Source organism: Pseudonocardia sp. N23 (genome assembly GCF_002583555.1).
In the GTDB taxonomy this organism is placed as follows: domain Bacteria; phylum Actinomycetota; class Actinomycetes; order Mycobacteriales; family Pseudonocardiaceae; genus Pseudonocardia.
Genome location: NZ_BEGX01000020.1, coordinates 44,041 through 67,617, shown reverse-complemented (window position 1 = coordinate 67,617; position 23,577 = coordinate 44,041). Strand labels below are relative to the sequence as shown.

Genomic DNA, 23,577 nt, shown 5'->3' with positions numbered 1-23,577 from the left:
GGCCCCGACGGTCACCTTGGTGCTGGTCTGTGTGCCGCCGGTGTCGACGAGCACCGACGCATCGGCCCCGCTGCCGTGGACGGCGGCGGCGGGGACGAGCACTGCGTCGTCGACCTGCGAGACGACGATGCTGACCTGAGCGGTCGCGCCGACGTGCAGTGTGGAGGTGTCGCCGGTGACCGCGAGTGTCACGGGGTAGGTGGCGACGCCGGAGGTCGAGGTCGCGACCAGTCCGACCGAGGTCACGGTCGCGGTGACGGGCCGGGCGGCCCCGGTCGGGGTGACCTCGGCGGCCTGGCCGGCCTTCAGCGCCGCGACCTCGGTGTCGTCGACGGAGGCGTTGACCACGAACGTCCCGGTGGAGATGACGACGACGTCGGCGGTGGTCCCGGTCGACGAGCTCGTCCCGGTCCCGGAGCCGACGGTCGAGCCGGACCCGCCGGACGCGGAGCCGCCCGACCCGGAGGACGCCGACCCCGAGCCGCCCGCCGGGACCTGCTGGCCCACGGCGACGTCGACCGCGGCGACGGTGCCGGCGAAGGGCGCGGTGAGCGTCGCCTGCGAGAGGTTGCGCTGTGCGACCGAGAGCTGGGCCTGCGCGGCGGTGAGGGCCGCGGAGTCGGCGTCGCGTTGGGCGGCGCTCGCGCCGGAGTCCGCGTCGAGGCGGGCCTGCGCGCTCGCCACGCCGGCATCGGCCTGCGCGACCTGCTGCGGCAGGCTCGCGGCGTCGACGGTCGCGAGGGTGTCACCGGCCGCGACCTGCTGGCCGACGGTGACCGGGACCGCGGTGACCCGGCCGGGGACGGCGAAGTCGAGGTCGGCGCGCTGGGCGGGGGCGATGGTGCCGGTGGCGCCCACGGTCTGGCGCAGCGTGCCGGTGCTCGCCCGGGCGAGCACCGGTGTGGTGGTCCCCGACGACGTCCCCGCCCGCCAGACCAGCACGACCGCCACCACCACGACGACGGCGGCGGCCCCGCCGATCCAGCGGGCCCGCCGCGACCACGACCGGGGCGAGAACGCACGGTGCCGGGGTCCCTGGTCCGGGCGTGACGACGCAGGTCCCGGGTCCGTCTCGTCGTGTGGACCACCCCGGTCCGCGCCGTCCGGCACGGTCGTCCCGACGGGTGTCTCGGCCACCGTTGTCTCCCACCGCTCGCACGCCTCACGACGCCGGTGCCCCGCGGCCGGCCGGGCGGACGCTATCCGCGTTCACTGAGAACGAGCGCAGACCTTCCTGACAGTGGACTGAGAGGAGGCCGTCCGAAATGGACAGTGCTGGACAGTGCGACAGGAACGGGACGGAACACGGTGCCGACGGGCCCCGCACGACGCGTTGTCCGAACACCTCCCGGCCACTGGTCCATTTCCAGGGAAGTGTCCGGACAATTGGGCGCATGACTCTCATGACGTAGACGGCCGTTGGCCGAACGGGTCCGGACATGGCAGCCTGAACGTGTGAATGCGCTGACCTTGCGACTCGTGGCACGTCGCCACGTGGACCTGCAGCGGGTCAACAGCGCCATTTGTCGGCCTGCGGTCTGATCCCGCGCCGAACGTCCACGGACCGATTTCCCGGCGCAGGGTGAGCTGCGCCCGAAATCCCGTTCGTGATCGACAGTGATCGAACTGGTTTCCGGGTTCGCGGCGAGCCGTGCCGTCATCCGGAGGCCCCGAATTGCCCCCCACCACACCGCCCTCGAAGTCCCCTGCCCGCCCGAAGCGCGGCGAGGGCCAGTGGAAGCTCGGCCATCGCGAGCCGCTGAACCCGAACGAGCGCTTCAAGCGCGACGACGACGGCCTCAACGTGCGTGCGCGCATCGAGAACGTCTACTCGAAGCAGGGGTTCGACTCGATCGACCCGTCCGACCTGCGAGGCCGGATGCGCTGGTGGGGCCTCTACACCCAGCGCAAGCCCGGGATCGACGGCGGCCGCACCGCGGCGCTGGACCCCGAGGAGCTCGACGACAAGTTCTTCATGCTGCGGGTGCGGGTCGACGGCGGAGCGCTGACCACCGAGCAGCTGCGCGTCGTCGGCGAGCTGTCGCAGCAGTACGGCCGTGACACCGCCGACGTGACGGACCGGCAGAACATCCAGTACCACTGGATCGCCATCGAGGACATGCCCGCGATCTGGGAGCGCCTGGAGGCCGTCGACCTGCTGACGACCGAGGCCTGCGGCGACACCCCGCGCGTGATCCTGGGCTCGCCCGTCGCCGGCATCTCCGCCGACGAGGAGCTCGACGGCACGCCTGCGATCCGGACGATCCTCGACCGCTACATCGGCAGCCCGGAGTTCTCCAACCTGCCCCGCAAGTTCAAGACCGCCATCTCGTGGCAGCAGGACGTCGCCCACGAGATCAACGACATCTCCTTCATCGGCTCCGTGCACCCCGACCACGGCCCTGGCTTCGACGTCTGGGTCGGTGGCGGGCTCTCGACCAACCCGAAGATCGCGCAGCGGCTCGGCGCCTGGGTCCCGCTCGACGAGGTCCCCGACGTGTGGGCCGGGGTCATCTCGGTGTTCCGCGACTACGGCTATCGCCGGCTGCGCCACCGTGCCCGCATCAAGTTCCTCGTCGCGGACTGGGGCGTCGCGGAGTTCCGCCGGGTCCTGGAGGAGGAGTACCTGGGCCGCAAGCTGATCGACGGGCCCGCGCCCGCGACGCCCGAGCGCCCGATCGACCACGTCGGCGTGCACAAGCAGACCGACGGCCTGAACTACGTGGGCGTCGCGCCCGCGTCGGGCCGTGTCTCGGGGACGACGCTGATCGCGCTGGCCAAGGCCGTCGAGTCCATCGGCTCGCGGCGGGTGCGGCTCACCGCGCAGCAGAAGATCGTCGTGCTCGACGTGCCCGACGACGCCGTCGCGACGCTGACAGCGGAACTGGCCGGCCTGGGCCTGCAGGCGGAGCCCTCGCCGTGGCGGCGGGCGACGATGGCGTGCACCGGCATCGAGTTCTGCAAGCTCGCGATCGTCGAGACGAAGGAGCGGGCGATCCGGCTCGTCGAGGAGCTGGAGCAGCGCCTCGCCGACGTCCACCCCGACGTCCCGATCTCCATCCACCTCAACGGCTGCCCCAACGCCTGCGCCCGCACCCAGGTCGCTGACATCGGGCTCAAGGGCCAGGTCGTCACCGACGCCGACGGCAACCAGGTCGAGGGCTTCCAGGTCCACCTGGGCGGCGGCCTCGGCCTGGACTCCGGCTTCGGGCGCAAGCTGCGCGGCCTGAAGGTCACCAGCGCCGGCCTCGGCGACTACGTCGACCGGGTCGTGCGCAACTACGTCGCGGACCGCACCGAGGGCGAACGGTTCGCACAGTGGGTGCTGCGGGCCGACGAGGGCCTCTTGACGTGAGTGCCCCCACCAGGGCGGTGCCGTTCTACTGCCCGTACTGCGGCGAGGAGGACCTGCGCCCCGCCGAGCAGACCGAGAAGGTGCCGCACGGCGCCTGGTACTGCGCCGACTGCCTGCGCACGTTCACCGTCAAGATGATCGGGATCGGGGTCCCAGGAGTGAGTAAGTCATGAGCGAGCCTGCGAGCGAATCGTCGGCACAGCGTGTGTGCGCAGCGCTGAGCTCCCGCAGGGAGCGATTGGGATGAGTGTCGCGACGGAGAAGGACCTGCGTGCGCTGGCCGAGCGTGGGGCCGACGAGCTCGGGCCCGACGCCACCGCCCAGCAGGCGCTGGCCTGGGCGGCGGAGACGTTCGGCCAGGGGCTGATCGTCGCGTCGAACATGCAGGACGCGGTGCTCGTCGACCTCGCCGCGAAGGCACTGCCGGGCGTGGAGATCCTGTTCCTCGAGACCGGGTACCACTTCGCCGAGACGATCGGCACCCGCGACGCGGTCGAAGCGACCTACGACATCCGGATCGTCAACGCGGCGGCCCAGCAGTCGGTCGCCGAGCAGGACGCGACGTGGGGCAAGGACCTCTTCGCCCGCGACCCCAACCGGTGCTGCGCGCTGCGCAAGGTCGCGCCCCTGCAGAACACGTTGGCCCGCTACGACGCGTGGGTCACGGGGGTGCGTCGCGTCGAGGCTCCGACCAGGGCGAACACCCCGCTGGTCACCTACGACGAGAAGTTCGGACTGGTCAAGGTCAACCCGATCGCGGCCTGGACCGACGACGACATGGAGGCCTACATCGCCGAGCACGGAATCCTGGTGAACCCGCTGGTCGACGCCGGGTACCCGTCCATCGGATGCGCGCCGTGCACGGCCAGGCCGCTGCCGGGCGCCGATCCGCGCTCCGGGCGCTGGGCGGGCACGGCCAAGATCGAGTGCGGGCTGCACCCCGCCGAGGTCACGCAGTGACCGCCGCCCACACGATCGACGCCCTCGACACGCTCGAGTCCGAGGCGATCCACATCTTCCGTGAGGTCGCCGGCGAGTTCGACCGCCCGGTGATCCTCTTCTCCGGCGGCAAGGACTCGACGCTGCTGGTGCACCTCGCGGCCAAGGCGTTCGCGCCGGCGCCGATCCCGTTCCCGCTGCTGCACGTCGACACCGGGCACAACTACCCCGAGGTCATCGAGTTCCGGGACGCGCTCGCCGCGCGGCTCGGACTGCGCCTGGAGGTCGCGCACGTCCAGGACTGGATCGACGACGGCCGCCTCACCGAGCGCGCCGACGGCACCCGCAACCCGCTGCAGACCATCCCGCTGCTGGACTCGATCGTCGAGAAGAAGTTCGACGCCGTGTTCGGCGGGGGCCGCCGCGACGAGGAGCGGGCGCGCGCCAAGGAACGCGTGATGAGCCTGCGCGACGCGTTCGGCCGCTGGGACCCGCGCAAGCAGCGTCCCGAGCTGTGGAACCTCTACAACGGCCGGCATGCCGCGGGCGAGCACGTCCGGGTCTTCCCGATCTCCAACTGGACCGAGCTCGACGTCTGGCGCTACATCCAGCGCGAGGGCATCGAGCTGCCGTCGATCTACTACTCCCACCAGCGTGAGGTCTTCAAGCGCGACGGGATGTGGCTGGCCGAGGGTCCGTGGGGAGGCCCGCGCGGCGCCGAGGCCCTGGAGCTGCGGACGGTCCGCTACCGGACCGTCGGCGACGGGTCGTGCACCGGCGCGGTCGAGTCCACCGCCACCACCCTCGACGAGGTCATCGCCGAGGTCACCGCCTCGCGGCTGACCGAGCGCGGCGCCACCCGCGCCGACGACCGGATGTCCGAGGCAGCCATGGAGGACCGCAAGCGTGAGGGGTACTTCTGATGGGTAGGGATCTTCTCCGGTTCGCGACGGCGGGGTCCGTCGACGACGGAAAGTCCACCCTCGTGGGCCGCCTGCTCTACGACACGAAGTCCGTCCTCGCCGACCAGATCGAGGCCGTCCAGCGCGCCTCGGTCGACAAGGGCCTGACGACGCCGGACCTGTCGCTGCTCGTCGACGGCCTGCGCGCCGAGCGCGAGCAGGGCATCACGATCGATGTCGCCTACCGCTACTTCGGCACGCCGACCCGCGAGTTCGTCCTCGCCGACACCCCCGGCCACGTGCAGTACACCCGCAACACGGTGACCGGCGCGTCGACCGCGGAGCTCGCGGTGCTGCTCGTCGACGCCCGCCACGGCGTCGTCGAGCAGACCCGGCGCCACGCCGCGGTGCTCGCGCTGCTGCGGGTGCCCCGGCTGGTGCTGGCCATCAACAAGATCGACCTCGTCGACTACGACCAGGCCGTCCTGGAGGCGATCGGCAAGGAGTTCGCCGGGCTCGCCCGCTCACTGGGCTTCCCCGACGACGCCGTCGTCACCATCCCGGTGTCGGCGCTGGTCGGGGACAACGTCGTCGACCGCTCGGCGCACACACCCTGGTACGAGGGCCCGACACTGCTGGGCCACCTCGAGTCGGTGCCGGTCACCGGCCCGGAGGCCGACGCACCGTTCCGGCTCCCGGTCCAGTACGTGATCCGGCCCCGGACCGAGGAGCTGCACGACTACCGCGGCTACGCCGGCCAGATCGCCTCCGGCACGGTCCGGCCCGGTGACGAGGTCGTCGTGCTGCCCGGCGGGCACCGCACCACGGTGGCGTCGGTCGAGACGGCCGACGGCCCGCTCGAGGCCGCCCACGCGGGACGCAGCGTCACGGTGCTGCTCACCGACGACATCGACCTGTCCCGTGGCGACGTCATCGCCGCCGCGGCCGCGCCGCCCCGGGTCACCGACGAGCTCGACGCCACGCTCTGCTGGCTCGCCGAGAAGCCGCTGCGCCCCGGCGCGCGGCTGCTGCTCAAGCACGGCACCCGCACCACGCAGGTGATCGTCGGCGAGCTGCGCGACCGGCTCGACACCGACACGTTCGCCCGTGAGGTCCCCGACCAGCTGGAGATCAACGACATCGGCCGCGTGCACCTGCGCACCGCCGACCCGCTGCCCGTCGACGACTACGCCGACATCCGGGTCACGGGCGGCTTCCTGCTCATCGACCCGCCCACCGGCAACACCCTGGCCGCCGGCCTCGTCGGCGACCCGCTCGTGCTCGTCGACCTGCCCAGCCGCGCGCCGTCCACCCCCGGCCCGTAAGCCCTCCCCACAACCGCAGAAGAAGGAAGCCCCGTTCGATGCGCCTGCGCTCCAGAGTTCCCATCGCCCTCCTCGCCACCCTCGCCGCGGTCGGGGTGCTGGCGTCCTGTTCGCGGGCGTCCGATGCCCCCGCGGCCGGATCGAGCGGGTCGGGCGGCACCACGTCGCCGGCCGCCGAGCTGCGGCTCGGCTACTTCCCCAACATCACCCACGCGCCCGCGCTGATCGGCGTCGACAAGGGCTACTTCGCCCAGGAGCTCGGCTCGACGAAGCTCACGACGCAAACCTTCAACGCAGGTCCCGACGAGGTCAACGCACTGCTGGGCGGCTCGCTCGACGTGGCGTTCATCGGGTCGAGCCCGGCGATCAACGCGTATGGCAAGTCCGACGGCGCGGTCCGCCTGATCGCGGGTGCGGCGTCGGGAGGTGCGCAGCTCGTCGTCTCCAAGGACATCACCAGCCCGGAGCAGCTCAAGGGCAAGACCATCGCGACGCCGCAGCTGGGCAACACGCAGGACGTGGCGCTCAAGAAGTGGCTCAAGGCCAACAACCTCGAGATCGCGACCGCGCAGGACCCGAACAAGGTCGTCGTCCAGAACCTGGACAACCCGCGCACGCTCGACCTGTTCAAGTCCGGTCAGATCGCCGGTGGCTGGCTGCCCGAGCCGTGGAGCTCACGTCTGGTGGACGCAGGCGCCTCGGTGCTCGTCGACGAGCGCACCCTCTGGCCCGGCGGCGGGTTCCCGACGACCGTCGTGATCGTGCGCACCGCGTTCCTGCAGGAGCACCCCGACGCCGTCGAGGCGCTCCTGCGCGGCGAGCAGAAGGCCATCGACTTCATCGCGAGCGACCCGGCCGGCGCGAAGACCGCGGCGAACAACGCGATCAAGGCGCTGTCCGGCTCGGCGCTGGCACAGAGCGTCGTCGACCGGGCGTTCACCGAGCTGTCGTTCGGACTCGACCCCCTCGCCGCGACCTTCCCGCAGCTGTCGAAGGACAGCGTGACGGCGGGCGCCACCCAGAAGGAGACCGACCTGCGCGGCTTCCTCGACGTCACCGCCGTCAACAAGGTGCTGGCCGCCGCCGGAAAGCCGCAGGTCGACGCAGCGGGTCTGGACAAGAAGAGCTGATCCCCCCGGGGTGGCTCCCTCACGGGAGCCGCCCCACCCCCTGACGAGAAGGGTGACCGGCCGGATGACCACCACCACCGGGACCGAGACGACCACAGCCGATGTCTCCGACGTTCCCGGGACGGCGGCAGTGCGGCTCACCGGCATCGGCAAGACGTTCGGGAGCGGCACGGATGCGGTGACGGCCCTGCAGAACGTCGACCTGGCTGTCGGGCAGGGCGAGTTCGTGTGTCTGCTCGGTGCGTCAGGCTGCGGCAAGTCGACGCTGCTCAATCTGGTCGCCGGACTCGACGAACCCACCGCGGGCACGTTGACCCGGCCGGCCGGGTCCCCCTCGTTCATGTTCCAGGAGTCGGCTCTACTGCCGTGGCTGACCGCGGGTCGCAACGTCGAGCTGCCGCTGCAGCTGTCGGGGCTGTCCCGGTCCGCGCGGCGCGAACGCGCCGCCGAACTGCTCTCCCTCGTGCGCCTCGACGGCCTCGCCGACAAGCGACCCCACGAGCTGTCCGGCGGCATGCGCCAGCGCGTCGCCCTCGCCCGGGCGTTGGCCGCCGCGACCGGTCCCGACGGTTCCGGCGGCGGCGTCCTGCTGATGGACGAGCCCTTCGCCGCTCTCGACGCCATCACCCGCGATGCGCTCCAGGGAGAGCTGCTGCGGGTATGGCGAGCAACCGGCACCACCATCGTCTTCGTCACCCACGACGTCCGCGAGGCCGTGCGGCTGGCCCAGCGTGTCGTCCTGCTCTCGTCGCGGCCGGGCACCGTCGTGGGCGAATGGACGGTCGGCGACGACCGTGATCACCTCCACGACGAGATCACCGTCCGGCTGCGTCAGGTCATCGCGAGCCATGCAGCCTGAGACCACGCCGCGCCCCACGGTGCCGACCTCCCCCGAGCTCGACGACGCGGCCGCAGAGCTCGCGGGACTCGACGCCCTCGACACCCCGACGGTCAAGCGGACCCCCTCGTGGCGGCGGTTCGTCGCGACCGGGCTCCCCCCGATCGTCGCGTTCCTGCTGTTCGTCGGCGTCTGGCAGCTGATCTGGGCGGCGGCGATCCAACCCGAGTTCAAGGTTCCCTCCCCGTCCTCGGTGTGGGACTCCTTCGCCGGCGTCCTCACCGACGGCCAGGTCCTGTCGATCCTGTGGACCTCGATCAGCCGGGCGTTCGTCGGCTTCCTGATGGCCTTGGTCATCGCCGTCCCACTCGGCCTGCTCGTCGCCCGCGTCCGAGTCGTGCGCGCGGCGATCGGCCCTCTGCTGTCCGGGTTGCAGAGCCTGCCGTCGGTCGCGTGGGTGCCCGCCGCGGTCCTGTGGTTCGGACTGACCGACTCGACGATCTACTTCGTCGTCCTCGCCGGGTCGATCCCGTCGATCGCAAACGGCCTCGTGTCCGGCATCGACCAGATCCCGCCGATCTTCCCGCGCGTCGGCAAGGTCATCGGCGCCAGCGGACTGGCCACCGCCCGGCACATCCTGCTTCCGGCGGCCCTGCCCGGATTCCTGGCCGGATGCAAACAGGGCTGGGCCTTCTCGTGGCGTTCCCTGATGGCCGCGGAGATCATCGCCGCCGGACCGCTGCTCGGCCTCGGCCTCGGCGCCTTCCTCAAACAGGGCAGCGACCTCAACGACATGCCGACGGTCATCGCCGCGATCTTCCTGATCCTCATCGTGGGCATCGGGATCGAGCTGCTGGTCTTCCGGCCGATCGAACGTCGCGTCCTGCGCGTGCGGGGGCTGGCCGCCGGTGTCTGATCCCGCACTCGTCGCGGTCGCACACGGCAGCCGCGACGGGCGGTCCGCCGCCACGATGCACCGGCTCGTGCAGGCCGCCGCCGCGCAGGCGCCGGGGCTCGACGTCCGGCTGTCGTTCCTCGACTTCAACGCCCCCCGGCTGCCCGACGTCCTGCACGCCGTCGCCGCCGACGGGCATCGTCGCGCCGTCGTGGTCCCCCTGCTGCTCGGCTCCGCCTACCACGCCCGCGTCGACGTTCCCGCCGCCGTCGAGGCCGCAACGTCGCGGCTGCCGCAGCTGCGTGTCACCGTGTCCCCGGTCCTCGGCGAGGACCCCACCCCGTTGCTCGCCGCAGCCCGCGCCCGCCTCGCCGAGGCCGGTGCCGACCTCGGCGACCCGGACATCGGCGTCGTGCTCGCCGCTGCCGGGTCGAGCGACGAGAACGCCAACGATGTCGTCCGGACACTCGCGGGACGGCTCCCCCGTGCCATCGCGGCCTTCGCGACGTCGGCCGAACCGTCCGTCGACGACGCGGTGGCCTGCCTGCGAGCTGTTGGTGCGCAACGGATCGTCGTCCTGCCGTGGTTCCTCGCGCCGGGCCGCCTGCTCGACCGCGTCGAGGCCCGCGCCGTGGCAGCCGACCGGGCCGCGACCGTCGCGGAGCCCCTCGGGGACCACCCGCTCGTCGCGGCGACGGTCCTGGCCCGGCACGGCGCCGGCGCCGGCGAGCCCGTCGCCGCGCTCGCCGACGCCGTCTGAGGTGGTTGGGCCGTTCGGCCCACCGCAGTGGTCCCACTAAACGAATACTCGCACAATCGTCTGCGCGCTGGCATTATCGTCATTTCTACAGAGCGCATTCGCGCTGTCGCCGAAGAGTGATGAACAACGGTGCCGAACGAAAAAAGTTGCGGCACACCATTTCATCCGGCCGCTCCGGTGCCCTCCCCGATCGGACGCCAACCCTCCAGCGGGCCACTCGTTCGGAGCAGTGGTCGGAGCGAAGATCGACACGTGGTACGGCTACGCCTGTCGCATTGCCCTGACCTGCGAGCTTCAAACGTCGGCCGCGTCCCGTACGCCTACACGGCATCACCCTGCGTTCGCTCAACCCTTCGGGTCCAACCGGGTTGTCAAACCATCAGGTGACACGATCGGCACACTCCGACAGGTAGGTGAACATGTGTGTGAGCTGAAACGGAGCTGTGCGGGATACGAGAGAGTGAGCAGCAGCGCCATAGGGCGCTGCACTGTCCAGAAGGGAATCTCAATGGCGTTCCGCAAGCCCGTCCCGGCGATCAAGCACTGTGTGCCGAAGCCCCCGTCGCACTGCGACGACCGCGATGACGACCGCCGCCACGGTCACCACCACGACCGCCGTCGTCACCAGCACCACGACGACCCGTGTGGCCGCAAGTCGAAGCGCGACCGTCACCGCGAGCACTGCGGCCGCTGATCTCTCGCCCCGGCAGAGACCAGTAGTACGCACGACTCAGCACTGCTGAGAAGGTGTTCCGGCGGCCCCGCGCGTAGCCCCAGCGGCGCGGGGCCGCCGGCATGAACGGAGTTCGTCGATGTCCACCACCGCCGACGGGGGACGCACGTCCCCGCCGCGTCGGGCATCGGTGATGCCGGATCACGAGCACGATCCCGAGGAGTGGGACTCCCCCGGCTCCGCGCCCGACCACCACGACGACCCCCGGGTGCCTGCCAGGACGAGCAGCGGTGGGCACGACCGTGACTCCCGGCCCGACGAGTCCCGGCCCGACGACTCGCGGCCCGACGACTCGCGGTACGACGCCGACCAGGACGACGACCGGTACGACGACTACGACGACGAGCCCTACGAGCGAAGCTCCATCGCCGACGTCCGCGAGGCCGCCAAGGTCCCGATCCGGCACATCTTCAAGCGCTTCTGGCCCGACACCAAGCCATTCCGCGGGCGGATGCTGCTGAGCCTCCTGCTCGTCGCCGTCGGCCCCGCGCTGGGCACCGTGAACATCTACCTGTTCAAGGTTCTCGTCGACGACATCATCACCCCGCAGGACTTCCGGCTCTTCCCGGTCGTCGCGGGCGCCTTCCTCGCCATCACCGTCGTCGGCGGTCTGATCAACTTCGGCGACGAGTACATGACCGCGTGGGTCGGCGAGAAGTTCGTCATGGGTCTGCGCCAGCGGGTCTTCGACCACATGCACCGGCTCTCGTCCGGCTACTTCGAGACCCGCCAGCTCGGCGACCTGCTCTCCCGGCTCACCGGCGACGTCTCCTCCATCGAGTCGCTCATGCTCAGCGGCGTCAACATGGCCCTGACCTACAGCTTCCAGATCGTCTTCTACGCGGGCGCCATGTTCTTCCTGAACTGGCAGCTCACCCTCGCCGCCCTCGTCGCCGCCCCGATCTTCCTGCTCATCGCCCGGTCCTTCTCCCGGCGCATCCAGTCCGCCGCCCGCGAGAGCCGCCGCCGCGCCGGCTCGATCAGCGCCGTCGCCGAGGAGAGCTTCGGCAACGTCGCCCTCGTCCAGGCCTACGACCGCGCCGACCACGAGAGCCGCCGTTTCCGCGACCAGAACCTCGGCAACTTCCGCGCCCAGATGCGCGCCATCAAGATCGAGGGCCTGTTCTCCCCGATCAGCGCGTTCGTCGAGTCCGTCGGGACGCTCGTCGTCATCGGCATCGGTGTCTGGGAACTCTCGCAGAACCGCATCACCCTCGGCGGCCTGCTCGTCTTCCTCGCCTACATCTCCCAGCTCTACGGCCCCGTCCAGGGCTTCGCCGGACTCACCAACTCGATCTTCGCCGCCAGTGCCAGCGCCGAACGGATCATCGAGGTCCTCGACGCCCAGCCCGGCGTCGAGGACCCGGTGAAGCCCGTCCGGATGCGCCGGGCCAGGGGCGCCATCCGCATCACGGGCGTCGGCTTCGGCTACCCCGGTACCGACCGCACCGCCCTGCACGACGTCGACCTCGACATCATCGCGGGCAGCAAGATCGCCGTCGTCGGCGCGAGCGGCGCCGGGAAGTCGACGCTCACCAAGCTGCTGCTGCGCACCTACGACCCCGACGAGGGCACGATCACCCTCGATGACGTCGACCTGCGCGACCTCACCCTCCACGACCTGCGCCGCAACATCACCGCGGTCCTGCAGGAGACCCTCGTCTTCGACGGGTCGATCGCCGACAACATCCGCTGGGGAAGGCCCGACGCCACCGACGAGGACGTCGCCACCGCGGCGGCCGCCGCCGACGCCCACGACTTCATCGTGCGCCTGCCCGACGGCTACGACACCCGCATCGGCCAGCGCGGACGGCTGCTGTCCGGCGGCCAGCGCCAGCGCATCGCGATCGCCCGCGCCATGATCCGCGACGCCCCCGTGCTGCTGCTCGACGAGCCCACCACGGGCCTCGACGCCGAGTCGACCCGCCGCGTCCTCGAACCGCTGCGCCGCCTCATGGACGGCCGCACCACGGTGATCATCTCCCACAACCTGATCACCGTGACCGACGCCGACGAGATCGTCTACGTCGAGGACGGCACGATCAGCGCCCGCGGCAGCCACGACGAACTGCTCGTCGCGAGCGCCGGCTACGCGCACCTCTACCGGCTCCACCACCCCGGCGCCGCGGTTCCCGCCGCGCCGGTGGCCGCCGCGGCCGACACGTGCGTCGACCTGGCGAAGGCGCCCGCCGCCGGGCCCACGCGCCGGCCCGGTGCCGTGCGCCGGCCCGGTCCCGTGCTCCGGCCCGGTCCACGGCCCCGGCCGGCCGTCGCCGCACAGCAAGGGGGTCGTGACCGTGACCGCGAGGACGTGACGAGCCCCGTCCCCGTCCCGTTCCGGCGGCGCGAACACGCCGAGCCGCCCGCCGCGCCGCGCCGCTACGTCGCGATGCCGGTCGCGGGCTCCCACGGCCCCGCTGAGCCGCTGCCCCCACGGCGGCCTGCCGACGAGCCCCGCGAGCAGATGCCCGCCCGGCCCGGCGCTCCTGCCCGTCCCGAGGTCTACGCCGCCGCGGGCGCCGGCCGGTCAGGTGCCCGGCGGTCCGGCGGCCCGGTCCGCGACGTCGAGGAGACCTCGATGCTCGGGACCCCGACCGGATCGGTCACGCGCGACTCCGGCACCCGCGACGCCGGCACCCGCGACTCCGGCACCCGCGACTCCGGCACCCGCGACTCCGGCACCCGCAGCTCCGGCACACGCGGCTCCGGCACGGAGTGGGCTCCCGCTGGTCCGGGTCCGTCGCCGCGGCGCGGTTCGGATCCGGTCGGGCGGCGCGACGACGGCCGGCCCGTCGGTCCGCGGACCAGGACCGGATCCGGGAGCGGGTCCGGGCTCGGGACCGGCGTCGAGCCCGGCGCCGAGCCCTCCGACGGGGTCGACGCGACGCGCGTCGTCCGCCCGGTGCAGTCGGGCGACACCGGCCCGCGCCGCCTCGTCGGCCCCCGCGACGACCGGTACCCCGCGACCCGCGGGCGCGATGGTCGTGGGCGGGACGACCGGTATCGCGACGACCCGGCCCGCAACGGCCTGTCCCGCACCGGTCGGGGCGCGAGGGACCTGCGCGACAACGACGTCCGTGACGACCATGACGTGAACGGGTACCGGCGGAACGGCTCGTCGGACGAGGATTCGATGACGAACGGTTCGCGGGTGGACGGTGCGGGGGCAGACCGTTCGCAGGTCAACGGGTCGCGCGCCGAGGGCCCGTACGTGAACGGTTCGCGGGCCGACGGCTTGCGGGCCAACGGGTCGGGCGACCACGCGGCCACCGGCCCGTCGACGCGCGACGGTGCGCGGTCCGACCGGGCCGGGCGTCGCGACGACGATGCCGACGGGCCCAGGCCGCGACGCCGGCGCCCGAGCATCGATCGTGACGGCGCCGAGCGCCGCCGGCGCGACACCGGATCGCACCGGCCGGAGCGCTACGACGACGCGCCGCGCCGCGGCCGCGACGTCGCGCCCGACGATCGTCGGCGCGCCGACGAGCTCGCCTTCGGTGCCGGAGCCGGCGAGGTGTCCGAGACGGCCGCGCTCCCCCGCCACCGTCCCACCCGCCGCCGCGACGACGATGCCGACGGTGGCGGCCGCCGGCCCCGCGCCGCGCACGAGGGCCGCGACCGGGAGCCGGCCCGCTACGCCGACGAGCGGTCCGGCCGCTCGTCCCGGCACCCGGACGAACGGGACGCCACCGGCCGGGACGCTGCCCACCGCGACGCTGCCGACCTCGACGCTGCCGATCGGACCCGGCGGCGTCGTGACGACCGCACCGCCGACCGCCCGGACGGCCACCCCTCCCGGCACGCCGACGACCTCTTCCCCGCACCCCGGAACGCGGCCGGTCGCAACGGCGCCGACCACCGCTCCGACAGCCGCGACGGCGAGCACCGACGCGACGAGCCCCGGACCGACGCCACCCGGGCCGACGAGCGCAGGACGGACCGGCGCCGCGACCGGGCACCGCGGCCGGACGACCCGCGCCGCCGCTCGGGCTCCGGGCGCCACGCGGTGCCCGACGTCGACCCGCCGACGACCGCGCTGCCGCTCGTCCATCTCACCCAGGCGTTCGAGAAGCTCACCGTGCCCGACCCGCGGGTCGCGACCGACGACGTCGACTCCGAGACCACGGTGTTCCGGGCGATCCCGCGCCCGCGCCGCCGCTCGTGGCTGACCGGCGAGCTCCCGAAGGTCCCGCCGCTGCCTCCGCACCGCCGCTGACCGGTTCCGGGGTCCGCTCGAGACGCAGGGTCCGCGTGCGGAACCCAGGGGCCGCGCGCGGGATGCAGGCCGGGCGGTGAGCGGAGAACCACGCGCTGACCCGGAAGTCCGCCGTCGGGCAGGGCTCCGGCGCAGCGGCCGGACCGCGGTCAGGCAGCCGCCGCGGACTCTGCGGGCAGGCTGGCCAGCACGGCGCGGGCGATGGCGTCGTTGTAGCGCAGGCTCTGCGCGTTCATCCCCGGCCGGGTGAAGGCTCCCGCGACCTTGACCGCGGTGTGCGGGCCGACCGCGAAGCGCCGCGGGTGCACCGCGCCGCGTGCGTCGACCAGCGCGCCGTCGGCCGGGCGGACCCGGATCAGGCCGGTGTTGCGCAGAACCGTTCCGTCGTCGGCATACAGGATCTCCTCGCTGACCGCGCCGTCGCGGACCAGCTGGGCGAGCAGGGGGTCGGTGCTGCGGGCGGCGCTGGAGTCAGGGAGGCGGGCGTCGACGAGGATCGTCGAGGTCACGATCTCCGGCGTGGCCGCGCTGCCGGCGCGCAGCACACCGCCCTCCACGGAGACCCACATGCCGGGGCCGAGGAACCGGACGAGGCCGGCGTCGGCGAGTGCGAGGATCTGGCGGACCCGGAACCCGGGCGGCCCGCTGGCGACGGCGTTGAAGAAGCTCTGCCACCACGGCACGTCGCGGGCGCGGGACGCGGCGGTGAGCCCGCCTTCGCCCTGCAGCTGCGTGACCTCGCCGTACACCGACAGCATTGCGACGAACGCGCCGAGGTGCGGGGTGTGCCGGGGGTCGACGTGCTGGCGCAGGTCCTCGGCGATGCGGTCGACGACGAGCGGCTGCAGGGCGTCGAGGTCCGGAGCGGCGAGACCGGCGAGGGGCCGGTCGAGGGCGTCGAGGTCGAGACGGTCGAGCGGGTCGGGCGCGGCGTCGGCGAGGAACGCGTCCATCTCCGCGGTGCCCCAGCGGAGGGCGGCGAAGCGGGCGGCGAACTCGTCGAGGTCGAGGGTGACGCGGTCGGGGTGGCCCGCGACGAGCTCGTGGTACCAGCCCCAGGCGATCTCCTTGGCCATGAGCGGCCACAACGTCGCACCCATGTCGACGGGTCCACCGGCGACGAGGGGCGCGATGTCGGCGGGGCCGAAGTGACGCGGCAGGGGCGGGCGGCCCCCACGCAGCTGGTAGTGGGTCTTGGAGTGGTAGATGCTGCCGCGCGGGCTGCCTGCGACGAGGACGGGTTCGTCGCCGGACGGGATGTAGCGCAGCTGGTCCGAGGAGTCGGCGGCGGGGACGAACCGGCCGCCGCGGCCCTCGAACAGCAGCACCACGAGGTCGACGAACGCGAGCCCGAGCCCGCGGACGAGCACGGTCTCGCCAGGGCGCACGACCGACAGGTCGGTGTCGGTGGTCTGCTCGGGCGGCAGGTAGCGCAACCCGGCTGCGGCGGCGCGGGCGCCGAGGTCGAGCTCGTCGACGGTCGGGGTGGCGTCGAGGTGGCCGGAGGCGAGTACGACGCTGTCGGCGCGGATCGGCGCGGCGAGCCCCTCGACGGTGACCCACTGATCCTCGCCGGTCTCGGTGACGGCGGTGGCGCGACCGGTGTGCAGGTGGACCCGCACCCGCGGCGGCAGTGCGGCGACGACGTCGCGCAGCACCCACTCCAGGTAGCGGCTCTGCAGCTGCCGGCTGGGGAAGGTCGAGGCGTCGACGGCGGTCAGCTCCGCCCAGAGCGCGGGACCGAGGGCGTCGGCGGTCTCCGTCGGCAGCTCACCATCGCGGACCCGCTGCACCCAGTCCCACAGCGACGGCCCCGCCACGATCGGCCCGGCGCAGACGACGGAGTCGTCGGTGTACATGGTGACGTCGGCGGCCATCGAGTTCATGGCCAGCAGCGGCGACTGCGCGTGCCGCCAGATTCGGCCGGCGCCGGGCGGGAAGGGGTCGACGAGGTGGACGTCGAGCTCACCGTCGGGCAGCAGCTCCGGGAGGTTGGCCCCGAGCCGTTCGAGCAGCCCGGTCCCGCGCGGGCCCGCACCCACGACGACGATCGAACGGGGGTGACGCGGCATGTCGGATCCTCGCGTGACGGTGGCGGACGGGCGGTGAGCGCGTCACCCCACCAGCGCGGCGCTGGTCCTGCAGAAGTCGACGTGACGGCGGCGGGCCAGCAGCGTCACGGGCATGGCGGTGCCGCGGTGCGCAGACATGCGCGCGCGGTTCCCGGCCCCGGTCATCGCCCCCGAGAGTAGGCGCCACCGGCGAACCGCGCACCGGGTCCGGCCGACGACCTGCTCGAGGACGCCCGCGAGTTCGGTCGCGAGGTGATCCCGCTGGTCCGGGCCGAGGTGGCGCGCCGCGACGCCGCCGCAGCGTGATCCCCGGTCACCTCCTCGGGCCACGCCGCGGAGCCGTGTCGTGACCGTCCGTCAGATGTGGACATTCGACGTCGACGGTCCGTAACGACCGGGCGCGGGGCGGCGAGTCATGCGTCGACGGGGCGGGCGCTGGGGCGTCGCCCCGTCGCACGGGCCGGGCGGACGCCGCGGGTTCCCCCTCCCGGCCGGTGTGAGCCCGGCCCGGCCCGAACGCAGCCGACCCGACGTAACGGACGCGTGGCGCGGTGCGAGTGGACAGTCACCTCGCCCGGCGCCGGGACGGTTCCGGCGGCGTGCCCGTACGCGCGTCCGATCGGAAGGAACGGCTCATGAGCACTGCTCCCGTCGCCCGGCCCGGAAGTGTCACGGTCGTCGTCGTCCTCACCTGGATCTCGGCGGTCCTGCAGATCGTCGTCGGGGTACTGCTGCTCGTCGTGGCCGCGACGATCGGTACCGCCGAGATCAACGTGGCCAGGGGCGCGATCGTCGCCATCGGGATCTTCACCCTGGTCATCGGGATGCTCACCGCGGCGGTCGCGTCGCGGCTGGGCAGGGGCGGCAACGGCGCCCGGATCATCGTGACCGTCCTGGAGGTGCTGCAGATCCTCGGCGCGATCACGACGTTGTCGGTCTACGGCAGCAGCGGCGCGGGCTCCGGGGCGATCGGCAACATCGCGATCGCCGCCGTCATCCTGGCGCTGCTGTGGAACAACCGCGCCAACCAGTTCTTCGCGCCCCGCTGACCGTCAGGTCAGGATCGCCTGGGTCTGGGTCACCTTCGCGACGAGGCGTTCCTTCGCGTCGCGGAGCTCGGTGTCGACGACGATCGTCGTGCGTCCCTTGTGCAGCACGTGCGCGACGGCGTCGACGTGGCCCTCGGTGCACGGGCGCATGAAGTTGGCCGACGACGAGATGGTGGCCGTGCCGGTCGCGGTCTCCGGCAGGTTGAGCAGTGCCGCCCAGCCACCGGCGGTGTCGGCGAGCGCCATGATCGCGCCGCCGTGCATCAGGCCCGCGGTCGTGGTGCGGGTGGGGTCCCACTCGAGCCGCAGGTGCACCTCGTCGGGGCTCGCCGCGACGGCGACGACGCCGATCAGCGCGGCGAAGGGCGCGGCGGAGTGCAGGAACTCGGTGGGGTCGTCTGCGGCCATGGGCGCAGCCTGGCCGAGCGCATGCGCGCCGTCCACGCCCCTGCCCCGCTCCCCGCGCCGAGTTCGACACCAGCCTGGCCCCGACCGCCACGATCGGACCAGTTCCACGTCGAACTCGACGAGGATCCGCACGGCGGGCTCGGATACCGTCCGGCCATGACCTCTCCCGACGGCGACGCCGCCCCCTCGGAGCTCGTCCATCTCGACGTCGCGGCCGGCGTCGCGACGGTCACGCTGGACTCCCCCGCGAACCGCAACGCGTTGTCGGCGCAGCTGCGTCGTGAGCTGCTGGCCCACCTGCGTGCCGCGCTCGCCGACGACGATGTCCGGCTGATCGTGTTGTCGCACACCGGGACCGTCTTCTGTTCGGGGATGGACCTGCGGGAGACCCGCGGGGCGTCGGCCGACCAGCAGGGCATCTCCGAGGTGCCCGCGATCCTGGAGCTGATCTGGACCGCGCCCAAGCCCGTCGTGGCCCGGGTCGCGGGGGCGGCGCGCGCGGGCGGGGTCGGGCTGGTCGCGGCGTGCGACATCGCGGTGGCCGTCGAGACGGCGACGTTCGCGTTCAGTGAGGTGCGGCTCGGCCTGGTGCCGGCGGTCATCTCGGTGACGGTGCTGCCGCGGCTGCTGCCCCGCGCCGCGCACGAGCTGTTCCTCACCGCGGCGGTGTTCGACGCCAGGCGGGCGGAGGCGATCGGCCTGGTCAACGCGGCGGTGCCGGCCGACGAGGTGGATGCGACCGTCGCCGGGTACGTCGAGGCGCTCAAGCTCGGGGCCCCCGCCGCGCTGGCCGGGACGAAGGAGATGCTGCGGTCGGAGCGCCCGCGGTCGATGTCGGAGGACTTCGCGCAGATGCAGGAGCTGTCGGCCGGCTACTTCGCCGGCCCGGACGCCCAGGAGGGGATGCGCGCCTTCGCCGAGAAGCGCACCCCCGCCTGGGTCGTGCCCGACTGACGTCGGGGGCCGCGTCGGGAGCGGTCAGCCGACGGGCTTCGCGGGGTCGCGACCGGCGGCACCGAGGGCGCGGACGAACGCCGGGGCCTCGTCGGCGACGGGGACCTCCGCGCCGAACCAGCCGCCGTCGCGGCCCATCGGGGCGATCGCGAGGACCCCGTCGAGCACGGCCTGCCCCAGCGCGTCGGGCACGTCGAGGTCGCGGCCGGTGGCGGCGGCGACGTCCCAGGCGTGCACGGCGAACTCCGCGGTCATCATCTGCCCGATCGCGGCCGCGGGCATCGGCGAGCCGCCCATGTGGCTCTCGCCGTCCCAGACACCCGGATCGGCCCAGGCCCGCGCGGTCACGTCGCCCTCCTCGGCGCACCGGTCGGACCACTCGGTCTCGGGGACGCCGATCAGGAACGGGGCGCCGTCCTCGAGCTTCCACGTCTCGTCCCACGGCTCACGGGTCGCGGAGCGCTGCGCCAGCACGAAACCGAACGCGATGTGGTTGACCACCTGGCGGACGGTGAAGTCGGCGCAGGGGCTCGGGTCGTCGTAGGACTCGACGGGTGTCCCCCGGATGACCGCGACGGCGAGGTCGACGCTCTGCTTCATGTGGTCGGTGTGGTCCATGCCGTCGATCGTGCGCGGCCCCGGCCTGCGGGTCTTGTAGGAACGCGACACCTCCGCGGGCCGCCTATCCTGGCACGGGTGACCGCGCTGCCCGCCGCACTGCCCGCCACCACCGCCCCCGCGGATGCCGCGCTCGCCCTCCTCGCCGGGCGCCCGCTCGTCGCGCTCACCGGGGCCGGTCTGTCGACCGACTCCGGCATCCCCGACTACCGCGGTCCGAACTCGCCCGCCCGCGCCCCGATGACGATCTCCGAGTTCCGCTCCGGCGACGACGCGCGGCGCCGCTACTGGGCTCGCAGCCACGTCGGCTGGGCCCGGATGCGCCGCGCAGAGCCCAACCCCGGGCACCACGCGCTCGCCGCGCTGGAACGGGCCGGGGTCCTGCGGTCGGTGATCACGCAGAACGTCGACGGGCTGCACGGCGCCGCGGGCAGTCGCGACGTCGTCGACCTGCACGGGCGCATCGACGAGGTGGTCTGTCTCGACTGTGCCGACGTCACCCCCCGCGACGTGCTGCAGGCCCGCCTCGCCGTGCTCAACCCGGGGTTCGCGGAGGCCGCCGCGGCCGCGGAGACCGCACCCGACGGCGACGCGGTCCTCGACGACACCGACGGCTTCGTCGTCGCGGCCTGCCGCGGCTGCGGCGGCGTGCTGAAGCCGCACGTCGTGTTCTTCGGCGAGAACGTGCCGCGTCACCGCGTGGATCGCTCGTACGCGCTGGTCGAGGGCCTGGCCACGGACGCGGGCGGGCTGCTCGTCGCGGGCTCGTCGTTGACGGTCATGTCGGGCCTGCGGTTCGTCAAACGCGCGCACGCGCTGGGTGTCGTCGTCGTGATCCTCAACCGGGGTGCGACGCGAGGCGACCCGTTCGCCACGCTGTGCGTCGACGCCGGGTGCTCGGAGACGCTGACGGCACTGGCGGCGGCCGCGCAGGCCTGAGCCGGATCAGGTCCGGCCGGTGAGCACCACCCGCAGCGGACGCTCGCCCTGGCGGGACGCCGCCGCGGCGTCGGCGAGGACGTCGAGGAGCCGGTCGTGGCCGTCGGGATCGGTGACCGCCAGCGTCGCCGGGTCGGCCCACACCAGGACGACCTCGCCCGGAGGCAGCCACGACAGGTCGCCGAGGACGTCGCGCAGCGCGTCGAGGTTGTGGCCGAACCAGTCGGGCACGTCGAGCTGCGCGGCCACGGCCGCGTAGAAGTCCCGGCGGTCCTCGGGACCGTCGATCCGCGCCACGCGTGCCCCGCACTGCCGCGCAGTGTCGGCGACCTGCCCGGCATCGCGCGGGCTGCACTGGAGTCCGATCACGACTGCACCGTCATGTGGTCATCATCACCTGTCGGTGCCCGGTTCGCCAGAGCCGTGACCGAGCCGCGACCCCACACCGGTCAACGACCGACGGCCGCCGCGTCGACCACGACGAAGCTGCCGTGGTGGTCACCGGTGCAGTACAGCTCCCGCGGCGAGCCCGTGACCAGGCGTCGGGCCCCGCGGTAGACCTCTGCACCAGGACGAGACCTGCGAGGACCGCAAGCGCGACGAGGGCCACGCGCAGCGACGAACCCCGCCGCGGCGAGCTCACCTCACCTCTCGGTGGGGCCGTCGAACAACGGCTCGGGGGCACGCGGGGCGCGGCGCGGCCGGGGCAGGCCCGCGAGGACGGTGCCGACGACACCCGCGACCCGGTCGACCAGCACCGCCAGCCCGGCGCAGACCGGGAGCACGACGACCGCGGCCAGCACCACCTGGAACGGGAACGGGAGCTGGGTCACCCACAGCTCGACCGCGTCCCACCAGTCCGCCAGTGCCCGCACATCTCACACGGTAGACCCGGGCGATGATGACTAGGTTCGGGGCATGTTCGCCGTCTACGCCGCCGAGCCGAACCCCGACGCCCCTCTCGACGCCCTCACCGTCGGGGAACGCCCCGACCCCGAGGTTCCCGAGGGCTGGGTCGCGGTCGACGTCTCCGCCGCGAGCCTCAACATGCACGACCTGTGGACACTCCGTGGGGTCGGCATCAAGCCCGACCAGTTCCCCATGATCCTGGGCTGCGACGGAGCCGGGACGCTGGAGGACGGCACCGAGGTCGTCGTCCACTCGATCATCGGCGACCCGACGTGGATCGGCGACGAGACGCTCGACCCCCGCCGCACCCTGCTCACCGAGAAGCACCAGGGCACGATGGCCGACACCGTCGTCGTCCCCGCCCGGAACGCCGTCCCCAAGCCCGCCGGCCTGTCCGCCGCGCACGCTGCCGTGATGGGCACCGCCTGGCTCACCGCCTACCGGATGCTGTTCACCAAGTCCGGTCTGCGACCGGGACAGACGATGCTGGTGCAGGGCGCCTCCGGCGGGGTGTCGACGGCACTCGTCCAGCTCGGCCGCGCCGCCGGCATGCGGGTCTGGGTGACCGGCCGCAGCGAGGAGAAGCGTGCCCTCGCCGAGAAGCTGGGCGCGCACGCGACGTTCGAGTCCGGCGCGCGGCTGCCCGAGCGGGTCGACGCCGTCTTCGAGAGCGTCGGCGAGGCGACCTGGTCGCACTCGATGAAGTCGCTGCGCCCCGGCGGCGCGATCATCGTCTGCGGCGCCACGAGCGGCCCGCAGCCGGGCGCGGACCTGCAGCGGCTGTTCTTCCTCCAGCTGCGCGTGGAGGGCTCCACGATGGGCACCCGCGACGAGCTCGCGGATCTGTTGACGTTCGTCGCGAACGCCGGGATCGTCCCCGAAGTCGGCCTCGAACTGCCCATGGACCAGGCCGAAGAGGGCTTCCGGGCGATGCTCGACGGGAACACAGCCGGCAAGATCGTGTTCACTCACTGAGACCGAGCAGGACGATTTTCCGGCATCTTCCCTGGAAGATGCCGGAGATAGCTCAATCGTCAAGTACAGTCGGTAGCCGTGTCTGAGCCATTCAGTCGATCGGCGCCGGGGGCTGTCGCCACCGCCCCGGCGCCGCGCGTTCCCGGCCTCGTCGAACTACTCGACCGAGTGGACCGTGCCGTAGCCACGGCGCTGGTCCCCGCGACGGCGTCGGAGGGCGTCAGCCGCGACGGCTGGCGGGTCCTCCTGATGCTCTCCCGCGGCGGTGGCCGCAGCATGGGTGAGATCGCCGGCCACACCGCCCTGCCCGCCCCGACGGCCACGCGCGTGGTCGACCGGCTCGTCGCAGCGGGGATGGCCTACCGCCGTCACGACCCCGTCGACCGCCGGCGCGTCCTGGTCCATCTCGCCGCCGAGGGCCGCGCCGTCGTCGAACGGGTGTGCGGGATGGTCGAGCGCAAGGTCGGTACGGCGCTGGGAGCCGCGCACCCCCGTGAGCGCGCCCAGCTGGCCGACCTGCTCGCTCAGATCGCCGACGCCCCCGCCTGACCGCCCCGCCC

24 protein-coding genes and 1 pseudogene are annotated in these 23,577 nt (G+C 73.0%); 17 read left to right on the top strand and 8 right to left on the bottom strand.

Annotation, left to right across the window (positions count from 1 at the left end; all coding sequences use genetic code 11):
* Positions 1–1,137 (bottom strand): efflux RND transporter periplasmic adaptor subunit (locus TOK_RS07480; protein WP_098957073.1); only part of this gene is annotated, 1,137 nt, incomplete at its 3' end.
* A 318-nt stretch (positions 1,138–1,455) separates the two neighbouring features.
* On the opposite strand from TOK_RS07480, the gene TOK_RS35280 reads away from it, so the two are divergent.
* The 12 genes from TOK_RS35280 (at position 1,456) to TOK_RS07425 (ending at position 15,093) form a co-directional block, all read left to right on the top strand.
* On the top strand, positions 1,456–1,542 hold the full coding sequence (locus TOK_RS35280) for a putative leader peptide (protein ID WP_374754865.1): 87 nt from the start codon (positions 1,456–1,458) through the stop codon (positions 1,540–1,542).
* A gap of 133 nt (positions 1,543–1,675) precedes the next feature.
* The gene (locus TOK_RS07475) at positions 1,676–3,355 is read left to right on the top strand and encodes a nitrite/sulfite reductase (RefSeq protein ID WP_098957072.1); all 1,680 of its coding nucleotides are present in this window, start codon (positions 1,676–1,678) and stop codon (positions 3,353–3,355) included.
* Positions 3,352–3,528: an Insertion element protein gene (locus tag TOK_RS07470; RefSeq protein WP_098957071.1), complete on the top strand. Its 177-nt coding sequence runs from the start codon at positions 3,352–3,354 to the stop codon at positions 3,526–3,528. Before TOK_RS07475 ends, TOK_RS07470 begins: the two co-directional genes overlap by 4 nt.
* 70 nt (positions 3,529–3,598) lie before the next feature.
* The gene (locus TOK_RS07465) at positions 3,599–4,315 is read left to right on the top strand and encodes a phosphoadenylyl-sulfate reductase (RefSeq protein WP_098957070.1); all 717 of its coding nucleotides are present in this window, start codon (positions 3,599–3,601) and stop codon (positions 4,313–4,315) included.
* Positions 4,312–5,217, top strand: a complete 906-nt coding sequence (gene cysD, locus TOK_RS07460) for a sulfate adenylyltransferase subunit CysD (protein ID WP_098957069.1) — start codon at positions 4,312–4,314, stop codon at positions 5,215–5,217. Before TOK_RS07465 ends, cysD begins: the two co-directional genes overlap by 4 nt.
* On the top strand, positions 5,217–6,521 hold the full coding sequence (locus tag TOK_RS07455) for a sulfate adenylyltransferase subunit 1 (RefSeq protein ID WP_098957068.1): 1,305 nt from the start codon (positions 5,217–5,219) through the stop codon (positions 6,519–6,521). Before cysD ends, TOK_RS07455 begins: the two co-directional genes overlap by 1 nt.
* A 38-nt stretch (positions 6,522–6,559) precedes the next feature.
* Positions 6,560–7,651 carry an ABC transporter substrate-binding protein gene (locus TOK_RS07450; protein ID WP_098957067.1) on the top strand — a complete coding sequence of 364 codons (1,092 nt, stop codon included), beginning with the start codon at positions 6,560–6,562 and terminating at the stop codon, positions 7,649–7,651.
* A 64-nt stretch (positions 7,652–7,715) separates the two neighbouring features.
* Positions 7,716–8,510, top strand: coding sequence for an ABC transporter ATP-binding protein (locus TOK_RS07445; RefSeq protein WP_098957077.1), 795 nt, complete (start codon positions 7,716–7,718; stop codon positions 8,508–8,510).
* On the top strand, positions 8,500–9,405 hold the full coding sequence (locus tag TOK_RS07440; RefSeq protein ID WP_098957066.1) for an ABC transporter permease: 906 nt from the start codon (positions 8,500–8,502) through the stop codon (positions 9,403–9,405). Before TOK_RS07445 ends, TOK_RS07440 begins: the two co-directional genes overlap by 11 nt.
* Entirely contained in the window at positions 9,398–10,144 is a 747-nt protein-coding gene (locus TOK_RS07435) for a sirohydrochlorin chelatase (protein ID WP_098957065.1), read from the top strand. Before TOK_RS07440 ends, TOK_RS07435 begins: the two co-directional genes overlap by 8 nt.
* A 508-nt stretch (positions 10,145–10,652) precedes the next feature.
* Positions 10,653–10,838: a hypothetical protein gene (locus TOK_RS07430; RefSeq protein ID WP_098957064.1), complete on the top strand. Its 186-nt coding sequence runs from the start codon at positions 10,653–10,655 to the stop codon at positions 10,836–10,838.
* 118 nt (positions 10,839–10,956) lie between these two features.
* On the top strand, positions 10,957–15,093 hold the full coding sequence (locus tag TOK_RS07425) for an ABC transporter transmembrane domain-containing protein (protein ID WP_098957063.1): 4,137 nt from the start codon (positions 10,957–10,959) through the stop codon (positions 15,091–15,093).
* Between the two features lie 149 nt (positions 15,094–15,242).
* Here the strand turns inward: TOK_RS07425 and TOK_RS07420 are convergent, their stop codons facing one another.
* Together TOK_RS07420 and TOK_RS34655 are read right to left on the bottom strand one after the other, a co-directional pair.
* The gene (locus TOK_RS07420) at positions 15,243–17,165 is read right to left on the bottom strand and encodes an FAD/NAD(P)-binding domain-containing protein (RefSeq protein ID WP_098957062.1); all 1,923 of its coding nucleotides are present in this window, start codon (positions 17,163–17,165) and stop codon (positions 15,243–15,245) included.
* Between the two features lie 42 nt (positions 17,166–17,207).
* Entirely contained in the window at positions 17,208–17,330 is a 123-nt protein-coding gene (locus tag TOK_RS34655; RefSeq protein ID WP_256387962.1) for a hypothetical protein, read from the bottom strand.
* A gap of 470 nt (positions 17,331–17,800) precedes the next feature.
* On the opposite strand from TOK_RS34655, the gene TOK_RS07410 reads away from it, so the two are divergent.
* The gene (locus TOK_RS07410) at positions 17,801–18,214 is read left to right on the top strand and encodes a hypothetical protein (protein ID WP_141566298.1); all 414 of its coding nucleotides are present in this window, start codon (positions 17,801–17,803) and stop codon (positions 18,212–18,214) included.
* Between the two features lie 3 nt (positions 18,215–18,217).
* Here TOK_RS07410 and TOK_RS07405 read toward each other — a convergent pair whose 3' ends face one another.
* Entirely contained in the window at positions 18,218–18,622 is a 405-nt protein-coding gene (locus tag TOK_RS07405) for a PaaI family thioesterase (RefSeq protein WP_098957059.1), read from the bottom strand.
* Positions 18,623–18,778: 156 nt separating this feature from the next.
* Between TOK_RS07405 and TOK_RS07400 the strand changes: the two genes are divergently transcribed.
* Positions 18,779–19,576, top strand: coding sequence for an enoyl-CoA hydratase-related protein (locus TOK_RS07400; RefSeq protein ID WP_098957058.1), 798 nt, complete (start codon positions 18,779–18,781; stop codon positions 19,574–19,576).
* Between the two features lie 24 nt (positions 19,577–19,600).
* On the opposite strand, the gene TOK_RS07395 is transcribed toward TOK_RS07400, so the two are convergent.
* Entirely contained in the window at positions 19,601–20,194 is a 594-nt protein-coding gene (locus TOK_RS07395; RefSeq protein ID WP_141566297.1) for a TIGR03086 family metal-binding protein, read from the bottom strand.
* A 78-nt stretch (positions 20,195–20,272) separates the two neighbouring features.
* Between TOK_RS07395 and TOK_RS07390 the strand changes: the two genes are divergently transcribed.
* A complete protein-coding gene (locus TOK_RS07390) occupies positions 20,273–21,133 on the top strand; it encodes an NAD-dependent protein deacetylase (RefSeq protein WP_098957056.1) in 861 nt (286 codons plus the stop codon).
* Between the two features lie 6 nt (positions 21,134–21,139).
* Here TOK_RS07390 and TOK_RS07385 read toward each other — a convergent pair whose 3' ends face one another.
* The 3 genes and pseudogenes from TOK_RS07385 to TOK_RS07375 all read right to left on the bottom strand — a co-directional run bounded on the left by TOK_RS07385 (position 21,140) and on the right by TOK_RS07375 (position 22,008).
* Entirely contained in the window at positions 21,140–21,502 is a 363-nt protein-coding gene (locus tag TOK_RS07385; RefSeq protein ID WP_253258240.1) for a barstar family protein, read from the bottom strand.
* An 80-nt stretch (positions 21,503–21,582) separates the two neighbouring features.
* A pseudogene (locus tag TOK_RS07380) lies at positions 21,583–21,687 on the bottom strand (guanine-specific ribonuclease N1 and T1); the annotation flags it as partial.
* Positions 21,688–21,777: 90 nt separating this feature from the next.
* On the bottom strand, positions 21,778–22,008 hold the full coding sequence (locus TOK_RS07375; protein ID WP_098957055.1) for a hypothetical protein: 231 nt from the start codon (positions 22,006–22,008) through the stop codon (positions 21,778–21,780).
* Between the two features lie 43 nt (positions 22,009–22,051).
* Here TOK_RS07375 and TOK_RS07370 point away from each other — a divergent pair, with 43 nt between their 5' ends.
* Positions 22,052–23,017: a zinc-binding dehydrogenase gene (locus TOK_RS07370; RefSeq protein WP_098957054.1), complete on the top strand. Its 966-nt coding sequence runs from the start codon at positions 22,052–22,054 to the stop codon at positions 23,015–23,017.
* Positions 23,018–23,095: 78 nt separating this feature from the next.
* Entirely contained in the window at positions 23,096–23,566 is a 471-nt protein-coding gene (locus tag TOK_RS07365) for a MarR family winged helix-turn-helix transcriptional regulator (protein ID WP_141566296.1), read from the top strand.
* The last annotated feature ends 11 nt before the right edge of the window (positions 23,567–23,577 follow it).

Bases quoted from the DNA above. Each gene is read 5' to 3' on its own strand.
- TOK_RS07410 (WP_141566298.1), top strand. From the start codon at position 17,801: ATGAGCACTGCTCCCGTCGCCCGGCCCGGAAGTGTCACGGTCGTCGTC.
- TOK_RS34655 (WP_256387962.1), bottom strand. From the start codon at position 17,330: ATGACCGGGGCCGGGAACCGCGCGCGCATGTCTGCGCACCGCGGCACC.
- TOK_RS07440 (WP_098957066.1), top strand. From the start codon at position 8,500: ATGCAGCCTGAGACCACGCCGCGCCCCACGGTGCCGACCTCCCCCGAG.
- TOK_RS07465 (WP_098957070.1), top strand. From the start codon at position 3,599: ATGAGTGTCGCGACGGAGAAGGACCTGCGTGCGCTGGCCGAGCGTGGG.
- TOK_RS07420 (WP_098957062.1), bottom strand. From the start codon at position 17,165: ATGCCGCGTCACCCCCGTTCGATCGTCGTCGTGGGTGCGGGCCCGCGC.
- TOK_RS07455 (WP_098957068.1), top strand. From the start codon at position 5,217: ATGGGTAGGGATCTTCTCCGGTTCGCGACGGCGGGGTCCGTCGACGAC.
- TOK_RS07370 (WP_098957054.1), top strand. From the start codon at position 22,052: ATGTTCGCCGTCTACGCCGCCGAGCCGAACCCCGACGCCCCTCTCGAC.
- TOK_RS07450 (WP_098957067.1), top strand. From the start codon at position 6,560: ATGCGCCTGCGCTCCAGAGTTCCCATCGCCCTCCTCGCCACCCTCGCC.
- TOK_RS07400 (WP_098957058.1), top strand. From the start codon at position 18,779: ATGACCTCTCCCGACGGCGACGCCGCCCCCTCGGAGCTCGTCCATCTC.
- TOK_RS07430 (WP_098957064.1), top strand. From the start codon at position 10,653: ATGGCGTTCCGCAAGCCCGTCCCGGCGATCAAGCACTGTGTGCCGAAG.
- TOK_RS07405 (WP_098957059.1), bottom strand. From the start codon at position 18,622: ATGGCCGCAGACGACCCCACCGAGTTCCTGCACTCCGCCGCGCCCTTC.
- TOK_RS07425 (WP_098957063.1), top strand. From the start codon at position 10,957: ATGTCCACCACCGCCGACGGGGGACGCACGTCCCCGCCGCGTCGGGCA.
- TOK_RS07445 (WP_098957077.1), top strand. From the start codon at position 7,716: ATGACCACCACCACCGGGACCGAGACGACCACAGCCGATGTCTCCGAC.
- TOK_RS07395 (WP_141566297.1), bottom strand. From the start codon at position 20,194: ATGGACCACACCGACCACATGAAGCAGAGCGTCGACCTCGCCGTCGCG.